This window comes from Pseudomonas fluorescens Q2-87, from assembly GCF_000281895.1.
Classification (GTDB): Bacteria; Pseudomonadota; Gammaproteobacteria; order Pseudomonadales; family Pseudomonadaceae; genus Aquipseudomonas; species Aquipseudomonas fluorescens_S.
On record NZ_CM001558.1, the window covers coordinates 4,656,557 to 4,671,650 of the forward strand.

Here is a 15,094-nt window from a genome sequence, read left to right on the forward strand (position 1 = left end):
CTTATTTCTCCATCGGCGTGGCGTCGCGGCCGCGCAAGACGATGTCCCAGCGATAACCGAGGGCGTAGTGAGGGACGGTTTTTTCCAGGTCGAAACTGGCGATCAGGCGTTCCTTGGCGCGGGTGTCCGGTACGCAGTTGTAGATCGGGTCGTAGGCCAGCAGCGGATCGCCCGGGAAATACATCTGCGTGACCAGGCGCGTCAGGACGCTCGGCCCGAACAGCGAGAAATGGATATGCGCCGGGCGCCAGGCGTTGTGATGGTTGCCCCAAGGGTAGGCGCCGGGCTTGATGGTCTGGAACTGATACCAGCCGTCAGCATCGGTGACGGTACGACCGGTGCCGGTGAAGTTCGGGTCCAACGGCGCATCATGGTTGTCGCGGTCGTGGTTGTAGCGACCGGCGGCGTTGGCCTGCCAGATTTCCACCAGGATGCCCGGCACCGCCTGGCCGTGCTCATCCAGCACGCGCCCGTGAATGATGATCCGCTCCCCCAGTGGCTCGCTGGCATGCTGGGCGGTGAGGTCGTTGTCCTTTTCCTGCAAGCGATCAGCGCCTACAACCGGACCGGTAATTTCCGACAGCGAATGGGGCAGGAACACCAACGGCTTGGACGGCGAGCGCAGGTTGGTGGACTGATACGGCGGGTGCAAATACTCCGGCTGGGTGCCCGCTTGGGGGCGACGATAACCAGGCTTGTCAGTCATGAAGCATTCCTCGGTTTCTTATTAGTAGAGCGACATGTCAGACGCGCTCGATTGCCAATGCCAGACCCTGGCCAACGCCGACACACATGGTCGCCAGGCCTTTCTTGCCGCCGGTCTTTTCCAAATGATGCAGCGCCGTCAACACCAACCGCGCCCCGCTCATGCCCAGGGGATGGCCCAGGGCGATGGCGCCGCCGTTCGGGTTGACCTGCGGCGCATCGTCCGCAAGCCCCAGCTCGCGCAGCACCGCCAACCCCTGGCTGGCGAAGGCTTCGTTGAGCTCGATTACGTCAAAGTCGGCAACCGCCAGGCCCAGGCGCTCAGTGAGCTTGCGCACCGCCGGCACCGGGCCGATGCCCATCACCCGTGGTGCCACGCCGGCACTGGCCATGCCCAGAACTTTGCCCCGCGGCGTCAGGCCATGTTTCTTCACCGCCTCGGCCGACGCCAGGATCAACGCCGCCGCACCGTCGTTCACGCCCGAGGCGTTGCCGGCGGTGACCGTCTTGTCCGGGCCGTTGACCGGTTTGAGTTTGCCCAAGGTTTCCAGGGTGGTGTCGGCGCGAGGATGCTCGTCCTGATCGACCACTGTCTCGCCTTTTTTGTGGGCAATGCGCACCGCAACAATTTCTTCGGCGAAAAAACCGGCGGCCTGAGCCGCAGCCGTGCGTTGTTGACTGCGCACGGCGAAAGCATCCTGGTCGGCGCGGGACACTGCGTAATCGTCGGCCACGTTATCGGCGGTCTGGGGCATCGCATCCACGCCGTACTGGGCTTTCATCAATGGGTTGATGAAGCGCCAGCCGATGGTGGTGTCTTCCAGTTTCATGTTGCGCGAGAACGCCGCGTCGGCCTTGCCCATCACGAACGGTGCGCGGGACATCGACTCCACGCCGCCGGCGATGGCCAACTCCATTTCGCCGCTGGCGATGGCCCGGAACGCCGTGCCGATGGCGTCCATGCCCGAGGCGCAGAGGCGGTTGAGGGTCACGCCGGGAATGCTTTCCGGCAGCCCGGCCAGCAGCAGCGCCATGCGCGCTACGTTGCGGTTGTCTTCACCGGCCTGGTTGGCGCAGCCAAGGAACACCTCGTCCACCGCGTTCCAGTCCACCGACGGGTTGCGCTCCATCAGTGCCTTGATCGGTATTGCTGCCAAGTCATCAGCGCGCACGGCGGACAAGCCGCCGCCAAAGCGACCGATGGGGGTTCGAATCGCATCACAGATATAAACGTCGCGCATCAAGCTTCTCCCGGTGCCTGGCCGTGGGCGGCCGCGGTGCGAGCTTCAAGATCGCGCAATGCACGCAGCTCTACCTCGGTCGGCGCAGCGGTGGTCTGCACCTGATCGGCGAAACGGATCGCCCACCCGGTGGCGGCAATGACTTGCTCGCGGGTGACGCCGGGATGCAGCGCGGTGACCACGAACTCATGGCTGCCGGCTTCCGGCTCCATGATGCACAGGTCAGTGATGATGCCCACGGGACCGGCGCCCGGCAGGCCGAGGCGCTTGCGCGAATCGCCGCCTTCGCCATGGCCGACCGAGGTGATGAAATCCAGCTTGTCGACAAATGAACGCGCCGACTGCTTGAGGATGATCAGCACGCTCTTGGCCGAACCGGCGATCTCCGGCGCGCCGCCGGCGCCCGGCAGGCGGACTTTCGGCTGATGATAGTCGCCCACCACCGTGGTGTTGATGTTGCCGAAACGGTCAACCTGGGCCGCGCCGAGGAAACCGACGTCGATGCGTCCGCCCTGCAGCCAGTAGCGAAAAATCTCACCAGTCGGTACGACAGTATCGGCAGTTTCCGCCAGCTCCCCGTCACCGATGGACAGCGGCAACACGCTGGGCTTGGCGCCGATCGGACCGGACTCGTAGATCAAAACCACGTCTGGCGACGAGGTCAGCCGCGCCAGGTTGGCCGCTTTCGACGGCAGGCCGATGCCAACGAAGCACACGGCGTTGTTCTTCAGGCGACGCGCTGCGGCGACGGTCATCATTTCGTTGGTGGAGTAGGTCATTTGTTCACCTGCGAAGCGGCAGCCAGTCGGGCCTGGAATTCACTGAAATCCCGGGTGCCGTGAATGTATTCATTGATCCAGGCGGTAAAAGTCTCACGGTCGCGGGCAATGGGGTCCCACGCCTGGTAGAAACGGTTGTCACGCTCGGTGTAGCCGTGGGCGTAGGACGGATGGGCACCGCCCGGTACGTGGCACACCGCGCTCAATGCCCAGGTCGGCAGGACGCAGGCGTTCATCGGCGCATTCAGGTCGTCGACGATTTCTTCCACGGTGACGATGCAGCACTTGGCGGCCAGGGCGGCTTCCTTCTGCACGCCAAGAATGCCCCACAGCAGAACGTTGCCCTTGCGATCGGCTTTCTGGGCGTGGATCACGGTAATGTCCGGGCGCACCGAAGGCACGGCAGCCAGGACTTCACCGGTAAAAGGACAGGTCACGCTCTTGATCAGCGGGTTGACCTTGGGCAGGTCGGAACCGGCGTAAGCCCGCAGCACCGCGAACGGCAGTCCGGAGGCCCCGGCAACGTAGGCATTGGCCAGGTCGGCATGGCTGTGTTCCTCGATCTCCAGCGGGTGCGGCCATTGCTTTTCAACGGCGTCCCGCAGGCGATGCAACGAGCCCACACCCGGGTTACCGCCCCAGGAGAAAATCAATTTGCGCGCACAACCGGCACCGATCAACTGGTCGTAGATCAGGTCTGGGGTCATCCGCACCAGCGTCAGGTCTTTCTTGCCCTGGCGAATGATTTCATGACCCGCGGCTGTCGGAATCAAATGAGTGAAACCTTCGAGCGCGACGGTATCGCCGTCGTTGACGAATTGCTTCACCGCGTCGTGCAGCGAAAGGATTTCAGCCATGGGGCAGGCTCCCGTTTTCCAGTAGACCGACATGAAGAAAAAGGCGCGAGGTTAAGCGCCGGAGTGACTGAAGATTAAGCTGCGGGAAAACGCCAAACAATCCGATAATCGACTGAGTGTTCGTTTATCGAACGGATTGTTGCTTGGCTATCGATTCATCCAAATACACAAAACCCTTGTGGGAGCGGGCTTGCTCGCGAATGCGGTGGGTCAGATAAAGTAATGCTGCCTGACAAACCGCATTCGCGAGCAAGCCCGCTCCCACAGGAATCATGCCCGTGGCTCAGGTCGCATCCGCATGGCTGACCATGCCCTTGATCACGACTGCGGTGGTCGCAAGGGCGGCAGGTATCACCAGCGCGGTCAGGACTTGCTCGAAGTTCCAGCCCAGGCCCAACAGGGTCGCGCCCATCCAGGCGCCGAGGATCGCGCCGAAACGACCGATGCCGAGCATCCATGACACCCCGGTGGCCCGGCCTTGGGTCGGATAGAAGCGCGCGGCGAGCGAGGGCATCGCCGATTGCGCGCCGTTGACGCACATGCCGGCCACCAGCACCAGCGTGGCGAGTAAGGTGATATTGCCTAGGCTCTGGCCTACGGCGTAGGCAAAGATCCCGGCCATCAGGTAGAAAATACCGATCACCTTGTGCGGATTGAACCGATCCATCGCCCAGCCCACGCCGACGGCGCTCAACACACCGCCAAACTGAAACAACGCGCCGATGAACGCCGCCTGCTCCATGCTCGCCCCGCTGTCGCGCATCAACGTCGGCAACCAGCTGGTCAGCAGATAGACGATCACCAGGCCCATGAAATAAGTCAGCCACAGCAGCAGCGTGCCGGCGCTGTAGGTGCCAGAGAAGATCACCGCCAGCACGTTGCGGGCTTTTACGGTCTTCTGCTCCGGCACACTGAAACTCGCCGCTTGGGCAATCGTGGTCGGATCGATCGGCGCCAGGGCCTTGCGTACTTTGTCGGTGCCGCGATTACGCACCACCAGGTAACGCGCCGACTCCGGCAACCAGACCAGCAGCACCACGGCCAAAATCAACGGCAGAATCCCACCGAGCAACAACAGGCTGTGCCAGCCGAACGCCGGTATCAGCTTGGCGGATATGAACCCGCCGCCGGCCATGCCCAGGTTGAAGCCGCAGAACATGCTGGTCACCAACAGGGATTTCTTGCGCTCCGGCGTGTATTCCGACAGCAAGGTCGTGGCGTTCGGCATCCCCGCACCGAGGCCCAGCCCGGTCAGGAAACGCAGCACCAGCAGTTGATCGACATTGGAGCTGTAGGCCGACGCCAGGCTGAACGCGCCGAACAGCAGGACCGCGCCCACCAGTACGACTTTTCGCCCGAAGCGGTCAGCCAATGGGCCGGAACCGAGGGCGCCAAACACCATGCCGATCAGCGCGGCGCTCATCACCGGGCCGAGGCTGGCACGATCAATCCCCCAATCCTGGGACAGCGCCGGCGCAATGAAACCCATGGCTGCCGTGTCGAGGCCATCGAGAAAGACAATCAGAAAGCAGAGGATCACCACTCGCCATTGATAGCGGGAGATGGGCTGGGCATTGATGAAGGACTGCACATCGAGGCAGTTGCCAACGGAGGTCTGGGGCTGATTCATATTATTTTTATTCCACGCAAGAAACGCAGGCGAACGATTGGAGACCGGCAAACACGCCGGATAACGCTGCGCGACATTAATGAGGCCAGCCGAATACCGTCAATTCATCGCAGCCGAGTGTGTGCGTTTATCGAACAGCTTACGTGAACAGCTGCGCGCTCAGATCGCGACTGGCTCCCAGCAGGCCTGGCAGGAAACGCTGTTCCAGTTCATTGCGGCTCACGCGCCCGGCGTGGGTGCTGACGTTCAGCGCCGCCACTACCTGGCCGGAAGCGTCGTACACCGGCACGGCAATCGATCGCAGGCCCTGTTCCAGTTCCTGGTCGACGATGCACCAGCCCTGCTGCCGAACTTGCTGCAGGCATTCCAGCAACGCCTCGGGGGTGTGCAAGGTCCGGCTGGTCTTGGCTTGCAGGTCGGCATGGTCGAGGTAATCACGCAGCGAAGCGTCATCCAGGGCTGCCAGCAGGATTCTGCCCATCGAGGTGCAATAGGCCGGCAGGCGCCCACCCACCGACAGGTCCACCGAAATCAGCCGCTGGGTAGTGGCCGACCGCGCGATGTAGAGGATGTCGTCGCCTTCAAGCGTCGCCATGTTGCAGGCTTCGTGCAGTTGCTCGCTCATGCGGTCCAGGTACGGCTGGGCTGAAACGGCCAGGGGCGTCGACGACAGGTAGGCGTGCCCGAGGGTCAAGACTTTGGGCAGCAATGAATAGGTGCGCCCGTCGGTGGTGGCGTAGCCTAGCTTGATCAACGTATGCAGGCAGCGCCTGACGGCGGCGCGGGGGATTTCCGTGCGGTGGCTGATCTGGGCAATGGTCAAATGCCGCTTGCGCTCTTGAAAAGCCTGGACCACCGCCAGGCCGCGGGCCAGGGACGTCATGAAATCCGGATCGCCGGTCAGCGCCTGGATTCGCTTGGCCGGTGAGGCGACAATCGGTGGCGCGACTGAGGTGAAGGCGTTTCGCAATTGATCGTTCATGTCGGGTCCTTCGCGGGGAATGACGGCTATTACAAGCGGCTGCCAGAGGACAGACAAGACCTGCCCGCCAAGACTGTTCGATTATCGAACCGGCGACCGATAATCGCAATCAAGAAGTTCATGGCGCTCGCCGCCCGCCCCAGGATCCAATGACAGGCCAAGGTGGCAAGCGGTCTGAATTGTCCCCTGCGAGTGATATTGAACTTGTCGCGGTAAATGGCCTCTTGATAACAGTACTCGCCAGACCGGCTGCAACGGAGTTGCCGGACTTGCAAGATACAAATATCGATTCACACAACAACGGGCACCTTTAATATTTCCCCGTAGTGTTATTCGGCTGGACCGCTATAATGCGATTCAGTGACGGTACGGGCATTCGACCGCTCCCGTCCCCAGGCACAGTGGTTCCATACTGCAGTGCCCGGAGCACTTTCAGGGTCGCATCCCTGTATTGGCGATAACACGAAGTCCTGATGCTACGTCAGCTGTCAGCTCTGGTGCCGTGGCCGTCTGCATGCCTGCATGCAGTGCGTATCACCAGATTAAATCTTTATTAATTAGGTACAACTGTGACGAAAGACGAACTGCGCGCGGAACTTGAGCGCCAGGAACAACGTTACAAGGAAGTTTACGGCGGGGAAGTCACCACCTATGCCGCTCAACCTGAACCGGAACGCAAACCCTGGCGCAAACGCGCCACCGTTCAGGACCAGGCCTTCACCCAGGAACTTCAGAAAATGGAAAAAGAACTAAAAGCCGAAGAGCAGTGATGCGCCGGCCGGATGTTCTTGTGAAGCAGTCTGCGGCCGACACCCGGGCCGCAGACCGATAACGGGCGCCTGCCATGAGCGGGCCGTCACCTCCCCAAGCCCAACGCTCGGGAGGAACCCAGGACTCACAGTTCTTTCAGATATTTCAGACAACCGTCTGGCACGCCTTTCAGTGTCGAGACGAGGCATGCCTGCCGCCCTTTCCGCCCCTGAATCAAAGGGTTGCGCACCCCGCTGGACACCTTGTACCAGAGGGTTTCCTACAAATTATTTCGTTGAAGAATGTTACCGATGAGCAGGCAGTGCATCGATTACCCAGGTTTTCTGGCATAATCGCGCCCCCTTATGACCGGGTCAGAAAACCTTCATGATCGATTTATTCAGCGGACTGGATGCTTGGGTGCTTGTGAGCCTCTTGCTCGCCCTGGCTTTTGTCCTCGCCTTCGAGTTCATCAACGGCTTTCATGACACCGCTAACGCGGTTGCCACTGTTATCTACACCAAAGCCATGCCGCCTCACCTGGCGGTGTTCTTTTCCGGTGTGTTCAACTTCCTCGGTGTGCTGTTGGGCGGCGTGGGGGTGGCGTATGCCATCGTCCACCTGTTGCCCGTGGAGCTGCTGATCAATGTGAACACCGGACACGGGCTGGCCATGGTGTTTTCGCTGCTCGCAGCGGCCATCACCTGGAACCTGGGCACCTGGTATTTCGGTATCCCGGCTTCCAGTTCCCACACCTTGATCGGTTCGATCCTCGGCGTGGGCCTGGCCAACGCATTGATCAACGATATCCCGTTGGCCGACGGCGTGAACTGGCAGAAGGCGATCGATATCGGTGCCTCCCTGGTGTTCTCGCCGATGGCGGGTTTCCTGGTCGCCGCCCTGGTATTGATTGGCCTCAAGGCATGGCGCCCGTTGTCGAAGATGCACAAGACACCGGAACAGCGCCGCAAGATCGACGACAAGAAACATCCGCCGTTCTGGAATCGCTTGGTATTGGTGATTTCGGCCATGGCCGTCAGCTTTGTCCATGGCTCAAACGATGGCCAGAAAGGCATCGGCCTGATCATGCTGGTGCTGATCGGCATCGTGCCCTCGCAGTTCGTACTCGACCTGAGCAGCACCACCTATCAGATCGAGCGAACCCGTGACGCGACCCTGCACTTGAGCCAGTTCTACAAGCGCAACAACGAATCACTGGGCGAATTCCTGGCGCTGGGCAAAAGCGTGGAAGGCGATCTGCCGGAGAAATTCCGTTGCAACCCGCAGCAGACCGAGCCGACCATCAATGCCCTGCTCGACACGCTCAAAGGCGTGGCCGACTATCATTCGTTGCCGTCGGAAAGCCGTATCGAAGTGCGTCGCTACCTGCTCTGCCTGGATGACACGGCGAAGAAGGTCGGTAAATTGCCAGGCCTGGCGGCCCGTGAGAAAGACGACCTGAACAAGCTGCGCAAAGACCTGACCGGCACCACCGAATACGCGCCGTTCTGGGTGATCCTGGCGGTTGCACTGGCGCTGGGCCTGGGCACCATGGTCGGCTGGAAGCGCGTGGTACTGACCATTGGCGAGAAGATCGGCAAGCAAGGCATGACTTACGCCCAGGGCATGTCGGCGCAGATCACCACCGCGTGCATGATCGGCTTGGCGAACATCTTCAGCCTGCCGGTTTCCACCACCCATGTATTGTCCTCGGGCGTGGCCGGCACCATGGTCGCCAACAAGAGCGGCCTGCAAGGCGGCACCGTGCGCAATATCCTGCTGGCCTGGGTATTGACCCTGCCGGCGACGGTGGCGCTGTCGGCCGGGCTGTTCTGGCTGGCGTCCATCGCCCTCGGCAGCTGATTCCAGCGGCCCATAAAAAAGGTGCGACCCTCATAGGTCGCACCTTTTTTTACGCTAAAATATTGATCAGAACACTGTGGGAGCGGGCTTGCTCGCGAAAGCGGTGTGCCAGTCACTCTATAAATAACCGACACGACGTCTTCGCGAGCAAGCCCGCTCCCACAGGGTTCCGTGTGGAACAGAAAATTTGGCAAAAAAAAAGGGCGACCGAAGTCGCCCAAAATGCCTTGCGTGCTCGTTGTAGCCGGAAAGACCTACGGTTTTTTGCGTTTGTGTGCATCTTTCCAGATGAATAATCCAAAGCCTGCGAAAAACACGAACATGAGGCCGACCGTCAACACCCCGGCAAACACCACATTATCGAAAAACATGACTGGCCTCCTGGTCTTGCCCCTGTTGCGATGGGTTCAAGTTAACCAATCAGGCCTGGATAAGAATTGACCGGGGTCAATAACGCCCGCAACGGGGCGCAAAGGTGGGGGAATAACTGATCTGCATCAATGGATCGAGGGGGTTCAGCGCTTTTTCGGTTTGTTTTTCGGTTTTTTCTTCGGCTTGCCCAGCGGCATGGCCTGCTCGAAAGCCTGGCGAACTTCATTGAGGCGCTTTTCGTTGAGGTCGTGAACGCGCTTGGCGCGCTCAGCACTGAGGTCAATCAGTTTGTCGTCTTGGCTCATGGTGTGTCGGCATCGTGCAGTAAATGGCGGATACGCCCATGATGCGGGCTGTTGGCGGCGTTGACCAGCCTGCTCGCCTTGACCAATACCTGAATCAGATCTGGATATCGACCCACAGGCCTTGGCGCGACTCATCATCGATCAACGGCACCACGGGCACGGTATTATCGGCGTTCAGTTCGGTGCCCGGCACGGCCAAATGTTCTCCGGGGTCTTCATCGGCTTCACGGCGTCGCTTGTCGCGTTCCTGTTGACGACGTTGTTCCTCACGCAGCAGCAGCGCGCCCTCTTCCGGATCACGGTTTTGCAGGTCGATAGTGCTTTCGTTGGAGCTTTGCTGTACCGGCACCACGGGCGGTATATCCGGTCGTTGGCGAACCGGATCCTGCTGAGCGGTGATGGGTACGACGCTCAATGGGAGCATGGGTGGCAACATAAAGGTCTCCTTGTCTTCAGGTTGTCGGCTATGAATGGGGCAGCTTGAACCGCCGGTCTGAAACTTGTGACCCGGTTGGCATTGCAGCAATCCCCGGGGCCGAGCTAGTTGGATCGCTCCGCTCGCTTAAGTTCCATGCCGCCGAGCGAAGAATCCGCACCACAGCAGCGTGGCGCGTACGTAATTTCTTTGGTCTGAAGGATCATTCCGTTAAGATAACCGGCTTTTTCAGGGCGGGAGTCAGGCAGCATGGCGCAGCAGTATCAACCGGGGCAACGCTGGATCAGTGACAGCGAAGCCGAGCTGGGTTTAGGCACCGTTCTGGCACAGGACGGCCGCTTGTTGACCGTGCTCTATCCGGCCACTGGCGACACTCGCCAGTACGCGCTACGGAATGCGCCCCTCACCCGTGTACGGTTTTCCCCGGGCGATGTGATCACTCACTTCGAAGGTTGGAAAATGACCGTGCGCGAAGTCGACGATGTCGATGGACTGCTGGTCTATCACGGCCTCAACGGGCAGAACGAAGTCGTTACGCTGCCGGAAACCCAGCTGTCGAACTTCATCCAGTTCCGCCTGGCCAGCGACCGTCTGTTCGCCGGCCAGATCGACCCGCTGGCCTGGTTCTCCCTGCGCTACCACACCCTGGAACACACCAGTCGCCAACTGCAGTCTTCGCTTTGGGGCCTGGGCGGCGTGCGCGCCCAACCCATCGCCCACCAACTGCATATTGCCCGTGAAGTGGCCGACCGCATCGCACCGCGGGTATTGCTGGCGGACGAAGTGGGCCTGGGCAAGACCATCGAGGCCGGCCTGGTCATCCACCGTCAACTGCTCTCCGGCCGCGCCAACCGCGTGTTGATCCTGGTGCCGGAAAACCTCCAGCACCAGTGGCTGGTGGAAATGCGTCGACGCTTCAACCTGCAGGTTGCGCTGTTCGACGAAGAACGCTTCATCGAAAGCGATGCCAGCAACCCGTTCGAAGACACTCAGTTGGCCCTGGTGGCGCTGGAGTGGCTGGTGGACGACGAGAAGGCCCAGGACGCGCTGTTCGCCGCCGGCTGGGACCTGATGGTGGTCGACGAAGCCCACCACCTGGTGTGGCACGAAGATCAGGCCAGCCCGCAATACGCGCTGGTCGAGCAACTGGCCGAAACCATCCCCGGCGTGCTGCTGTTGACCGCCACCCCGGAACAACTGGGCCAGGACAGCCACTTCGCCCGCCTGCGCCTGCTGGACCCGAACCGCTTTCATGACCTCAAGGCCTTCCGCGCCGAGAGCGAGAACTATCGCCCGGTGGCCGAAGCCGTGCAGGAGCTACTGGACAAGGGTCGCCTTTCGCCTGCGGCCCACAAGACTATCCAGGGTTTCCTGGGCAACGAAGGCGAGGCCTTGCTGACCGCTGTCAATGATGGCGATGTCGAAGCCAGCGCCCGCCTGGTGCGCGAACTGCTGGACCGCCACGGCACCGGCCGCGTGCTGTTTCGCAACACCCGCGCCGCCGTGCAGGGCTTCCCTGAGCGCAAGCTGCACGCTTATCCGTTGCCGTGCCCGGATGAATACCTCGAGCTGCCCCTGGGCGATCATCCCGAGCTGTATCCGGAAGTCAGCTTCCAGGCACAGCCGGACGCCAGCGAAGAAGAACGCTGGTGGCGCTTCGACCCGCGCGTCGAATGGCTCATCGACACCCTGAAGATGCTCAAGCGAACCAAAGTGCTGGTGATCTGTGCCCACGCGGAAACCGCCATGGACCTGGAAGACGCCCTGCGCGTGCGTTCCGGCATCCCGGCCACGGTTTTCCATGAAGGCATGAATATCCTTGAGCGTGACCGCGCGGCGGCCTATTTCGCTGATGAAGAGTTTGGCGCCCAGGTGTTGATCTGCTCGGAAATCGGCAGTGAGGGTCGTAACTTCCAATTCGCCCATCACCTGGTGCTGTTCGATCTGCCGTCGCACCCGGACCTGCTGGAACAACGAATCGGTCGCCTGGACCGGATCGGCCAGAAGCACACCATCGAGCTGCATGTGCCGTATCTGGAAACCAGCCCGCAAGCGCGCCTGTTCCAGTGGTATCACGAAGCCCTGAACGCTTTCCTCAACACGTGCCCGACCGGCAACGCCTTGCAGCATCAGTTCGGCCCGCGCCTGCTGCCATTGCTGGAAGAAGCCGACGACGGCCAATGGCAAGCCCTGATCGACGAGGCCCGCACCGAACGCGAGCGCCTGGAAGCCGAGCTGCATACCGGTCGCGACCGTTTGCTGGAGCTCAACTCCGGCGGCGCGGGTGAAGGCGATGCGCTGGTGGAAGCCATTCTTGAGCAGGACGACCAGTTTGCCCTGCCGATCTACATGGAAACCCTGTTCGACGCGTTCGGCATCGACAGCGAGGACCATTCGGAAAACGCGCTGATTCTCAAGCCGAGCGAAAAAATGCTCGACGCCAGCTTCCCGCTGGGCGACGACGAAGGCGTGACCATTACTTACGACCGCAACCAGGCGCTGTCTCGCGAAGACATGCAGTTCATCACGTGGGAGCACCCGATGGTGCAAGGTGGCATGGACCTGGTGCTGTCCGGCTCCATGGGCAACACCGCCGTGGCGCTGATCAAGAACAAGGCCCTCAAGCCTGGCACCGTGTTGCTGGAGCTGCTCTACGTCAGCGAAGTGGTTGCCCCGCGCTCACTGCAACTGGGGCGCTACCTGCCACCGGCCGCCCTGCGCTGCCTGCTGGACACCAACGGCAACGACCTGGCCGCCCGGGTCACGTTCGAAACCCTCAATGACCAGCTCGAAAGCGTGCCCCGCGCCAGCGCCAACAAGTTCATCCAGGCCCAACGCGACCAGCTCACGCCACGGATCAACGCCGGCGAAGAGAAGATCGCCCCGCGCCACGCCGAACGCGTAGCCGAGGCCCAGCGGCGCCTGGCCGCCGATACCGATGAGGAACTGGCGCGCCTGACCGCCCTGCAAGCAGTCAACCCGACCGTGCGCGACAGCGAGCTGGTGGCCCTGCGCCAACAGCGCGAACAAGGCCTGGCGATGCTTGAGAAGGCGGCTTTGCGCCTGGAGGCGATTCGGGTGTTGGTGGCGGGTTGATTAACCCGATTCACCTGTAACACAGAGCTTACGTGGTGAGGGAGCTTGCTCCCTCACCACGTTCAGGGGCTGTAATACCCCACCGCCACGAGGAAATGCCCGACCTTCTTCAGGTACGCGTGCTTGTCCTCGACCTTGCCGGTCACTGGGTTTTTCCAGCGATACTCATACTCCCCCGCGTCCTGCTTGCCGATCATGGCCAGGATCGGCTCGCCCACCGGCTTGCCATCCGGGTCCTTGATCTTCGAGAAGTCGGTATTGATCAAACGCAGATTGGTGCCGTGGCCCACGTACCGCCGAGTGTCGAGGTCAACGACAAAGACATACAGGTCATCCTGCAAGTAACCGCCCTTGAGGGAATTGATCGCCGTCAACGTCGCTTTCTCATTCTTCAGCAAATCGCTCGAAGCCTTGTCCAGCAGCGCCTTGGCCTGTTCGGCAGAAGCCCGTGGCAGATAGTAGCCGACGGCCAGGATTCGCTCACCGACCCGTTGGAAGTACACATGCTTGCGCTCGACCTTGCCGTCCGCCCAGTTCTGCCAGCGGTATTCGGCCTGCTGGATGCCGCTGGCCTCGGGGGTTTTAAGGGCGTCCTTGAACGCTTTGCGCAGGTCCGGTCCGAGGATCTCGGACACGTCGCGCCCAATCAGCGCCGACGACGGCCCACCGCTGGCGAGCATCACGCCTTGGGTATCCACCACGAAGACGTAGCGGTCCTTGTCGACGAACTCCCCTTGGCGACTGAAGGCGGCAAACGCCTTGTCGCCATTGTCGTGGTAATAGGCCAAGGCCTTTTCCAGCAGCGCCCGGGCTGCCTGGCCGTCGTCGGGTGTCGCGGCATGAACCGCTGGCAGCCCCAGCACCAGCATTACGCCCAACCAGGCCATCCTACGAAAAAACCCCATACGCGCGCCCCTCGTTCTTGTTGGTGTCTCAAGAGCGTAGACGGCGCGGGGTGATGTGGGAGTATTCAGGAAACTGTGTTGGGGCAATGCAGTTTTGACCGGGACAAAGCCATCGCGAGCAAGCTCGCTTTCACTAGGGGCTAGCCGGCCTCTGCATAACCTGGGGGAGCGAGCTTGCTCGCGATGGGGTACTGACTGCCCCCATCAACTCTCGGGCAAGTTCTCACAGGTTTGTCATTGAGCCCGGGCACTGAGCTGCTGCTGCAGATGCTGGATCTGCGCTTGCAGGGTATTGATATTGCGGGTGACCTGGCCGCGGAAGGCGTCGAACTCGGCCGTGTTGCCGTTATCCTGCTGACTCTTGAGCACGACTATCTCCTGCTCGAGACGCTCGATAGCTGAGTTGGAGGTGGCTCTTTTCAGCGCAGTGATGTCAGCGCCGATGCTCTTGAGCTGGGCATCCAGGGCACCGCCCTCGCCTTGGTTCTTCAGGGCGGTGACTTCAGCCGACAACGCCTTGACCTGTGCCTGGAGCTCCTTGTTGGAAGCTTGCAGCTGAGTGTTGGCGTTCTGCTGTTCATTGGCTTGGGCAATGATCTGGGCCAGTTCCTTGTCCAGGTCGGCGGACGGACCGAACGTGGCTTGCTGTGCTTTGTATTGTTCCTGCAGCTTGCTGTCGAACTGCCGGCTCTGCTCTTGCAGCTTGGTGTCCAACTGCTTGATCTGCAATTTCAAGGCTTCACTGTCGCTCATGACGTTGGACTGCCCAGCGACCACTTTGCCGGAAATGTCCTGCAAACGCCCCGCTGCATCCTCACTGATCCGGGCGAAGCTTTCCTGGGTGGCCACCAGTTGCTGTTCCATCAGGGAAATCTGCTGGAAGCTCCACCAGGCGAGAAAGCCAAAGGCACACAGCAACGCGCCGACCAATGCCCACAGCGGCCCGGTGCTGGGCCCCTTGACCTTGGCCTTGGCCGCAGCAGCGGGCGCCGGGCGCGCCTGCACGTGAGGCGGGCGGTTGGGCAGGAAATCATCGTCATCGGGAATGTCGGCCCGCATCCGCAGGCTCGGTACATCATCGAAGTCGTCGTTGGCATCGTTACGCATGGGCATGAGCTGAACCTTTGGGAAACCGGCAATGGCTTGATGCGGCGAGTATAACCCCCTCGCCCG

Annotated in this window: 14 protein-coding genes; 3 read left to right on the plus strand and 11 right to left on the minus strand. The window is 61.2% G+C overall.

All coding sequences use genetic code 11. The features are described from left to right. Nucleotide 1: 1 nt before the first annotated feature. The 6 genes from pcaH to pcaR all read right to left on the minus strand — a co-directional run bounded on the left by pcaH (nt 2) and on the right by pcaR (nt 6,194). Nucleotides 2-706 (minus strand): protocatechuate 3,4-dioxygenase subunit beta, encoded by a 705-nt coding sequence (gene pcaH / locus PFLQ2_RS07400; RefSeq protein ID WP_003184497.1) that lies wholly within the window; start codon nt 704-706, stop codon nt 2-4. 37 nt (nt 707-743) lie between these two features. Next, nucleotides 744-1,949: a 3-oxoadipyl-CoA thiolase gene (gene pcaF / locus PFLQ2_RS07395; RefSeq protein WP_172680622.1), complete on the minus strand. Its 1,206-nt coding sequence runs from the start codon at nt 1,947-1,949 to the stop codon at nt 744-746. Then, on the minus strand, nt 1,946-2,725 hold the full coding sequence (locus PFLQ2_RS07390; RefSeq protein WP_003184501.1) for a CoA-transferase subunit beta: 780 nt from the start codon (nt 2,723-2,725) through the stop codon (nt 1,946-1,948). The genes pcaF and PFLQ2_RS07390 overlap by 4 nt, the downstream gene beginning before the upstream one ends. Then, nucleotides 2,722-3,582, minus strand: coding sequence for a CoA transferase subunit A (locus PFLQ2_RS07385; protein WP_003184503.1), 861 nt, complete (start codon nt 3,580-3,582; stop codon nt 2,722-2,724). Before PFLQ2_RS07385 ends, PFLQ2_RS07390 begins: the two co-directional genes overlap by 4 nt. Nucleotides 3,583-3,865: 283 nt before the next feature. Next, complete coding sequence (locus PFLQ2_RS07380) at nt 3,866-5,212, minus strand: MFS transporter (RefSeq protein WP_003184505.1); 1,347 nt, start codon at nt 5,210-5,212, stop codon at nt 3,866-3,868. 139 nt (nt 5,213-5,351) lie between these two features. Next, the gene (pcaR, locus tag PFLQ2_RS07375; RefSeq protein ID WP_003184507.1) at nt 5,352-6,194 is read right to left on the minus strand and encodes a pca regulon transcriptional regulator PcaR; all 843 of its coding nucleotides are present in this window, start codon (nt 6,192-6,194) and stop codon (nt 5,352-5,354) included. A gap of 569 nt (nt 6,195-6,763) precedes the next feature. Between pcaR and PFLQ2_RS07370 the strand changes: the two genes are divergently transcribed. Both PFLQ2_RS07370 and PFLQ2_RS07365 read left to right on the plus strand, forming a co-directional pair. Further along, nucleotides 6,764-6,964, plus strand: a complete 201-nt coding sequence (locus PFLQ2_RS07370) for a hypothetical protein (protein ID WP_003184509.1) — start codon at nt 6,764-6,766, stop codon at nt 6,962-6,964. Between the two features lie 367 nt (nt 6,965-7,331). Continuing rightward, a complete protein-coding gene (locus PFLQ2_RS07365; RefSeq protein WP_003184511.1) occupies nt 7,332-8,807 on the plus strand; it encodes an inorganic phosphate transporter in 1,476 nt (491 codons plus the stop codon). A gap of 254 nt (nt 8,808-9,061) precedes the next feature. Here the strand turns inward: PFLQ2_RS07365 and ccoM are convergent, their stop codons facing one another. The 3 genes from ccoM to PFLQ2_RS07360 form a co-directional block, all read right to left on the minus strand. Next, nucleotides 9,062-9,178: a cytochrome c oxidase subunit CcoM gene (gene ccoM, locus PFLQ2_RS30910; RefSeq protein ID WP_025212288.1), complete on the minus strand. Its 117-nt coding sequence runs from the start codon at nt 9,176-9,178 to the stop codon at nt 9,062-9,064. 144 nt (nt 9,179-9,322) lie between these two features. Further along, nucleotides 9,323-9,484 carry a hypothetical protein gene (locus PFLQ2_RS30495; RefSeq protein ID WP_003184513.1) on the minus strand — a complete coding sequence of 54 codons (162 nt, stop codon included), beginning with the start codon at nt 9,482-9,484 and terminating at the stop codon, nt 9,323-9,325. 94 nt (nt 9,485-9,578) lie between these two features. Beyond that, nucleotides 9,579-9,920 carry a hypothetical protein gene (locus tag PFLQ2_RS07360; protein ID WP_003184515.1) on the minus strand — a complete coding sequence of 114 codons (342 nt, stop codon included), beginning with the start codon at nt 9,918-9,920 and terminating at the stop codon, nt 9,579-9,581. Nucleotides 9,921-10,169: 249 nt separating this feature from the next. Between PFLQ2_RS07360 and rapA the strand changes: the two genes are divergently transcribed. After that, nucleotides 10,170-13,016 carry an RNA polymerase-associated protein RapA gene (rapA, locus tag PFLQ2_RS07355; protein WP_003184517.1) on the plus strand — a complete coding sequence of 949 codons (2,847 nt, stop codon included), beginning with the start codon at nt 10,170-10,172 and terminating at the stop codon, nt 13,014-13,016. A 62-nt stretch (nt 13,017-13,078) separates the two neighbouring features. Here rapA and PFLQ2_RS07350 read toward each other — a convergent pair whose 3' ends face one another. Together PFLQ2_RS07350 and PFLQ2_RS07345 are read right to left on the minus strand one after the other, a co-directional pair. Then, nucleotides 13,079-13,921, minus strand: a complete 843-nt coding sequence (locus PFLQ2_RS07350; RefSeq protein WP_003184519.1) for a cache domain-containing protein — start codon at nt 13,919-13,921, stop codon at nt 13,079-13,081. Between the two features lie 234 nt (nt 13,922-14,155). Beyond that, nucleotides 14,156-15,034, minus strand: a complete 879-nt coding sequence (locus PFLQ2_RS07345; protein WP_033046222.1) for an ATPase — start codon at nt 15,032-15,034, stop codon at nt 14,156-14,158. Nucleotides 15,035-15,094 lie beyond the last annotated feature (60 nt).

Coding starts and splice junctions, on each gene's coding strand:
- pcaH (WP_003184497.1), bottom strand. CDS start 706: ATGACTGACAAGCCTGGTTATCGTCGCCCCCAAGCGGGCACCCAGCCG.
- PFLQ2_RS07390 (WP_003184501.1), bottom strand. CDS start 2,725: ATGACCTACTCCACCAACGAAATGATGACCGTCGCCGCAGCGCGTCGC.
- PFLQ2_RS07385 (WP_003184503.1), bottom strand. CDS start 3,582: ATGGCTGAAATCCTTTCGCTGCACGACGCGGTGAAGCAATTCGTCAAC.
- PFLQ2_RS07380 (WP_003184505.1), bottom strand. CDS start 5,212: ATGAATCAGCCCCAGACCTCCGTTGGCAACTGCCTCGATGTGCAGTCC.
- pcaR (WP_003184507.1), bottom strand. CDS start 6,194: ATGAACGATCAATTGCGAAACGCCTTCACCTCAGTCGCGCCACCGATT.
- PFLQ2_RS07365 (WP_003184511.1), top strand. CDS start 7,332: ATGATCGATTTATTCAGCGGACTGGATGCTTGGGTGCTTGTGAGCCTC.
- ccoM (WP_025212288.1), bottom strand. CDS start 9,178: ATGTTTTTCGATAATGTGGTGTTTGCCGGGGTGTTGACGGTCGGCCTC.
- PFLQ2_RS30495 (WP_003184513.1), bottom strand. CDS start 9,484: ATGAGCCAAGACGACAAACTGATTGACCTCAGTGCTGAGCGCGCCAAG.
- PFLQ2_RS07360 (WP_003184515.1), bottom strand. CDS start 9,920: ATGTTGCCACCCATGCTCCCATTGAGCGTCGTACCCATCACCGCTCAG.
- rapA (WP_003184517.1), top strand. CDS start 10,170: ATGGCGCAGCAGTATCAACCGGGGCAACGCTGGATCAGTGACAGCGAA.
- PFLQ2_RS07350 (WP_003184519.1), bottom strand. CDS start 13,921: ATGGGGTTTTTTCGTAGGATGGCCTGGTTGGGCGTAATGCTGGTGCTG.
- PFLQ2_RS07345 (WP_033046222.1), bottom strand. CDS start 15,034: ATGCCCATGCGTAACGATGCCAACGACGACTTCGATGATGTACCGAGC.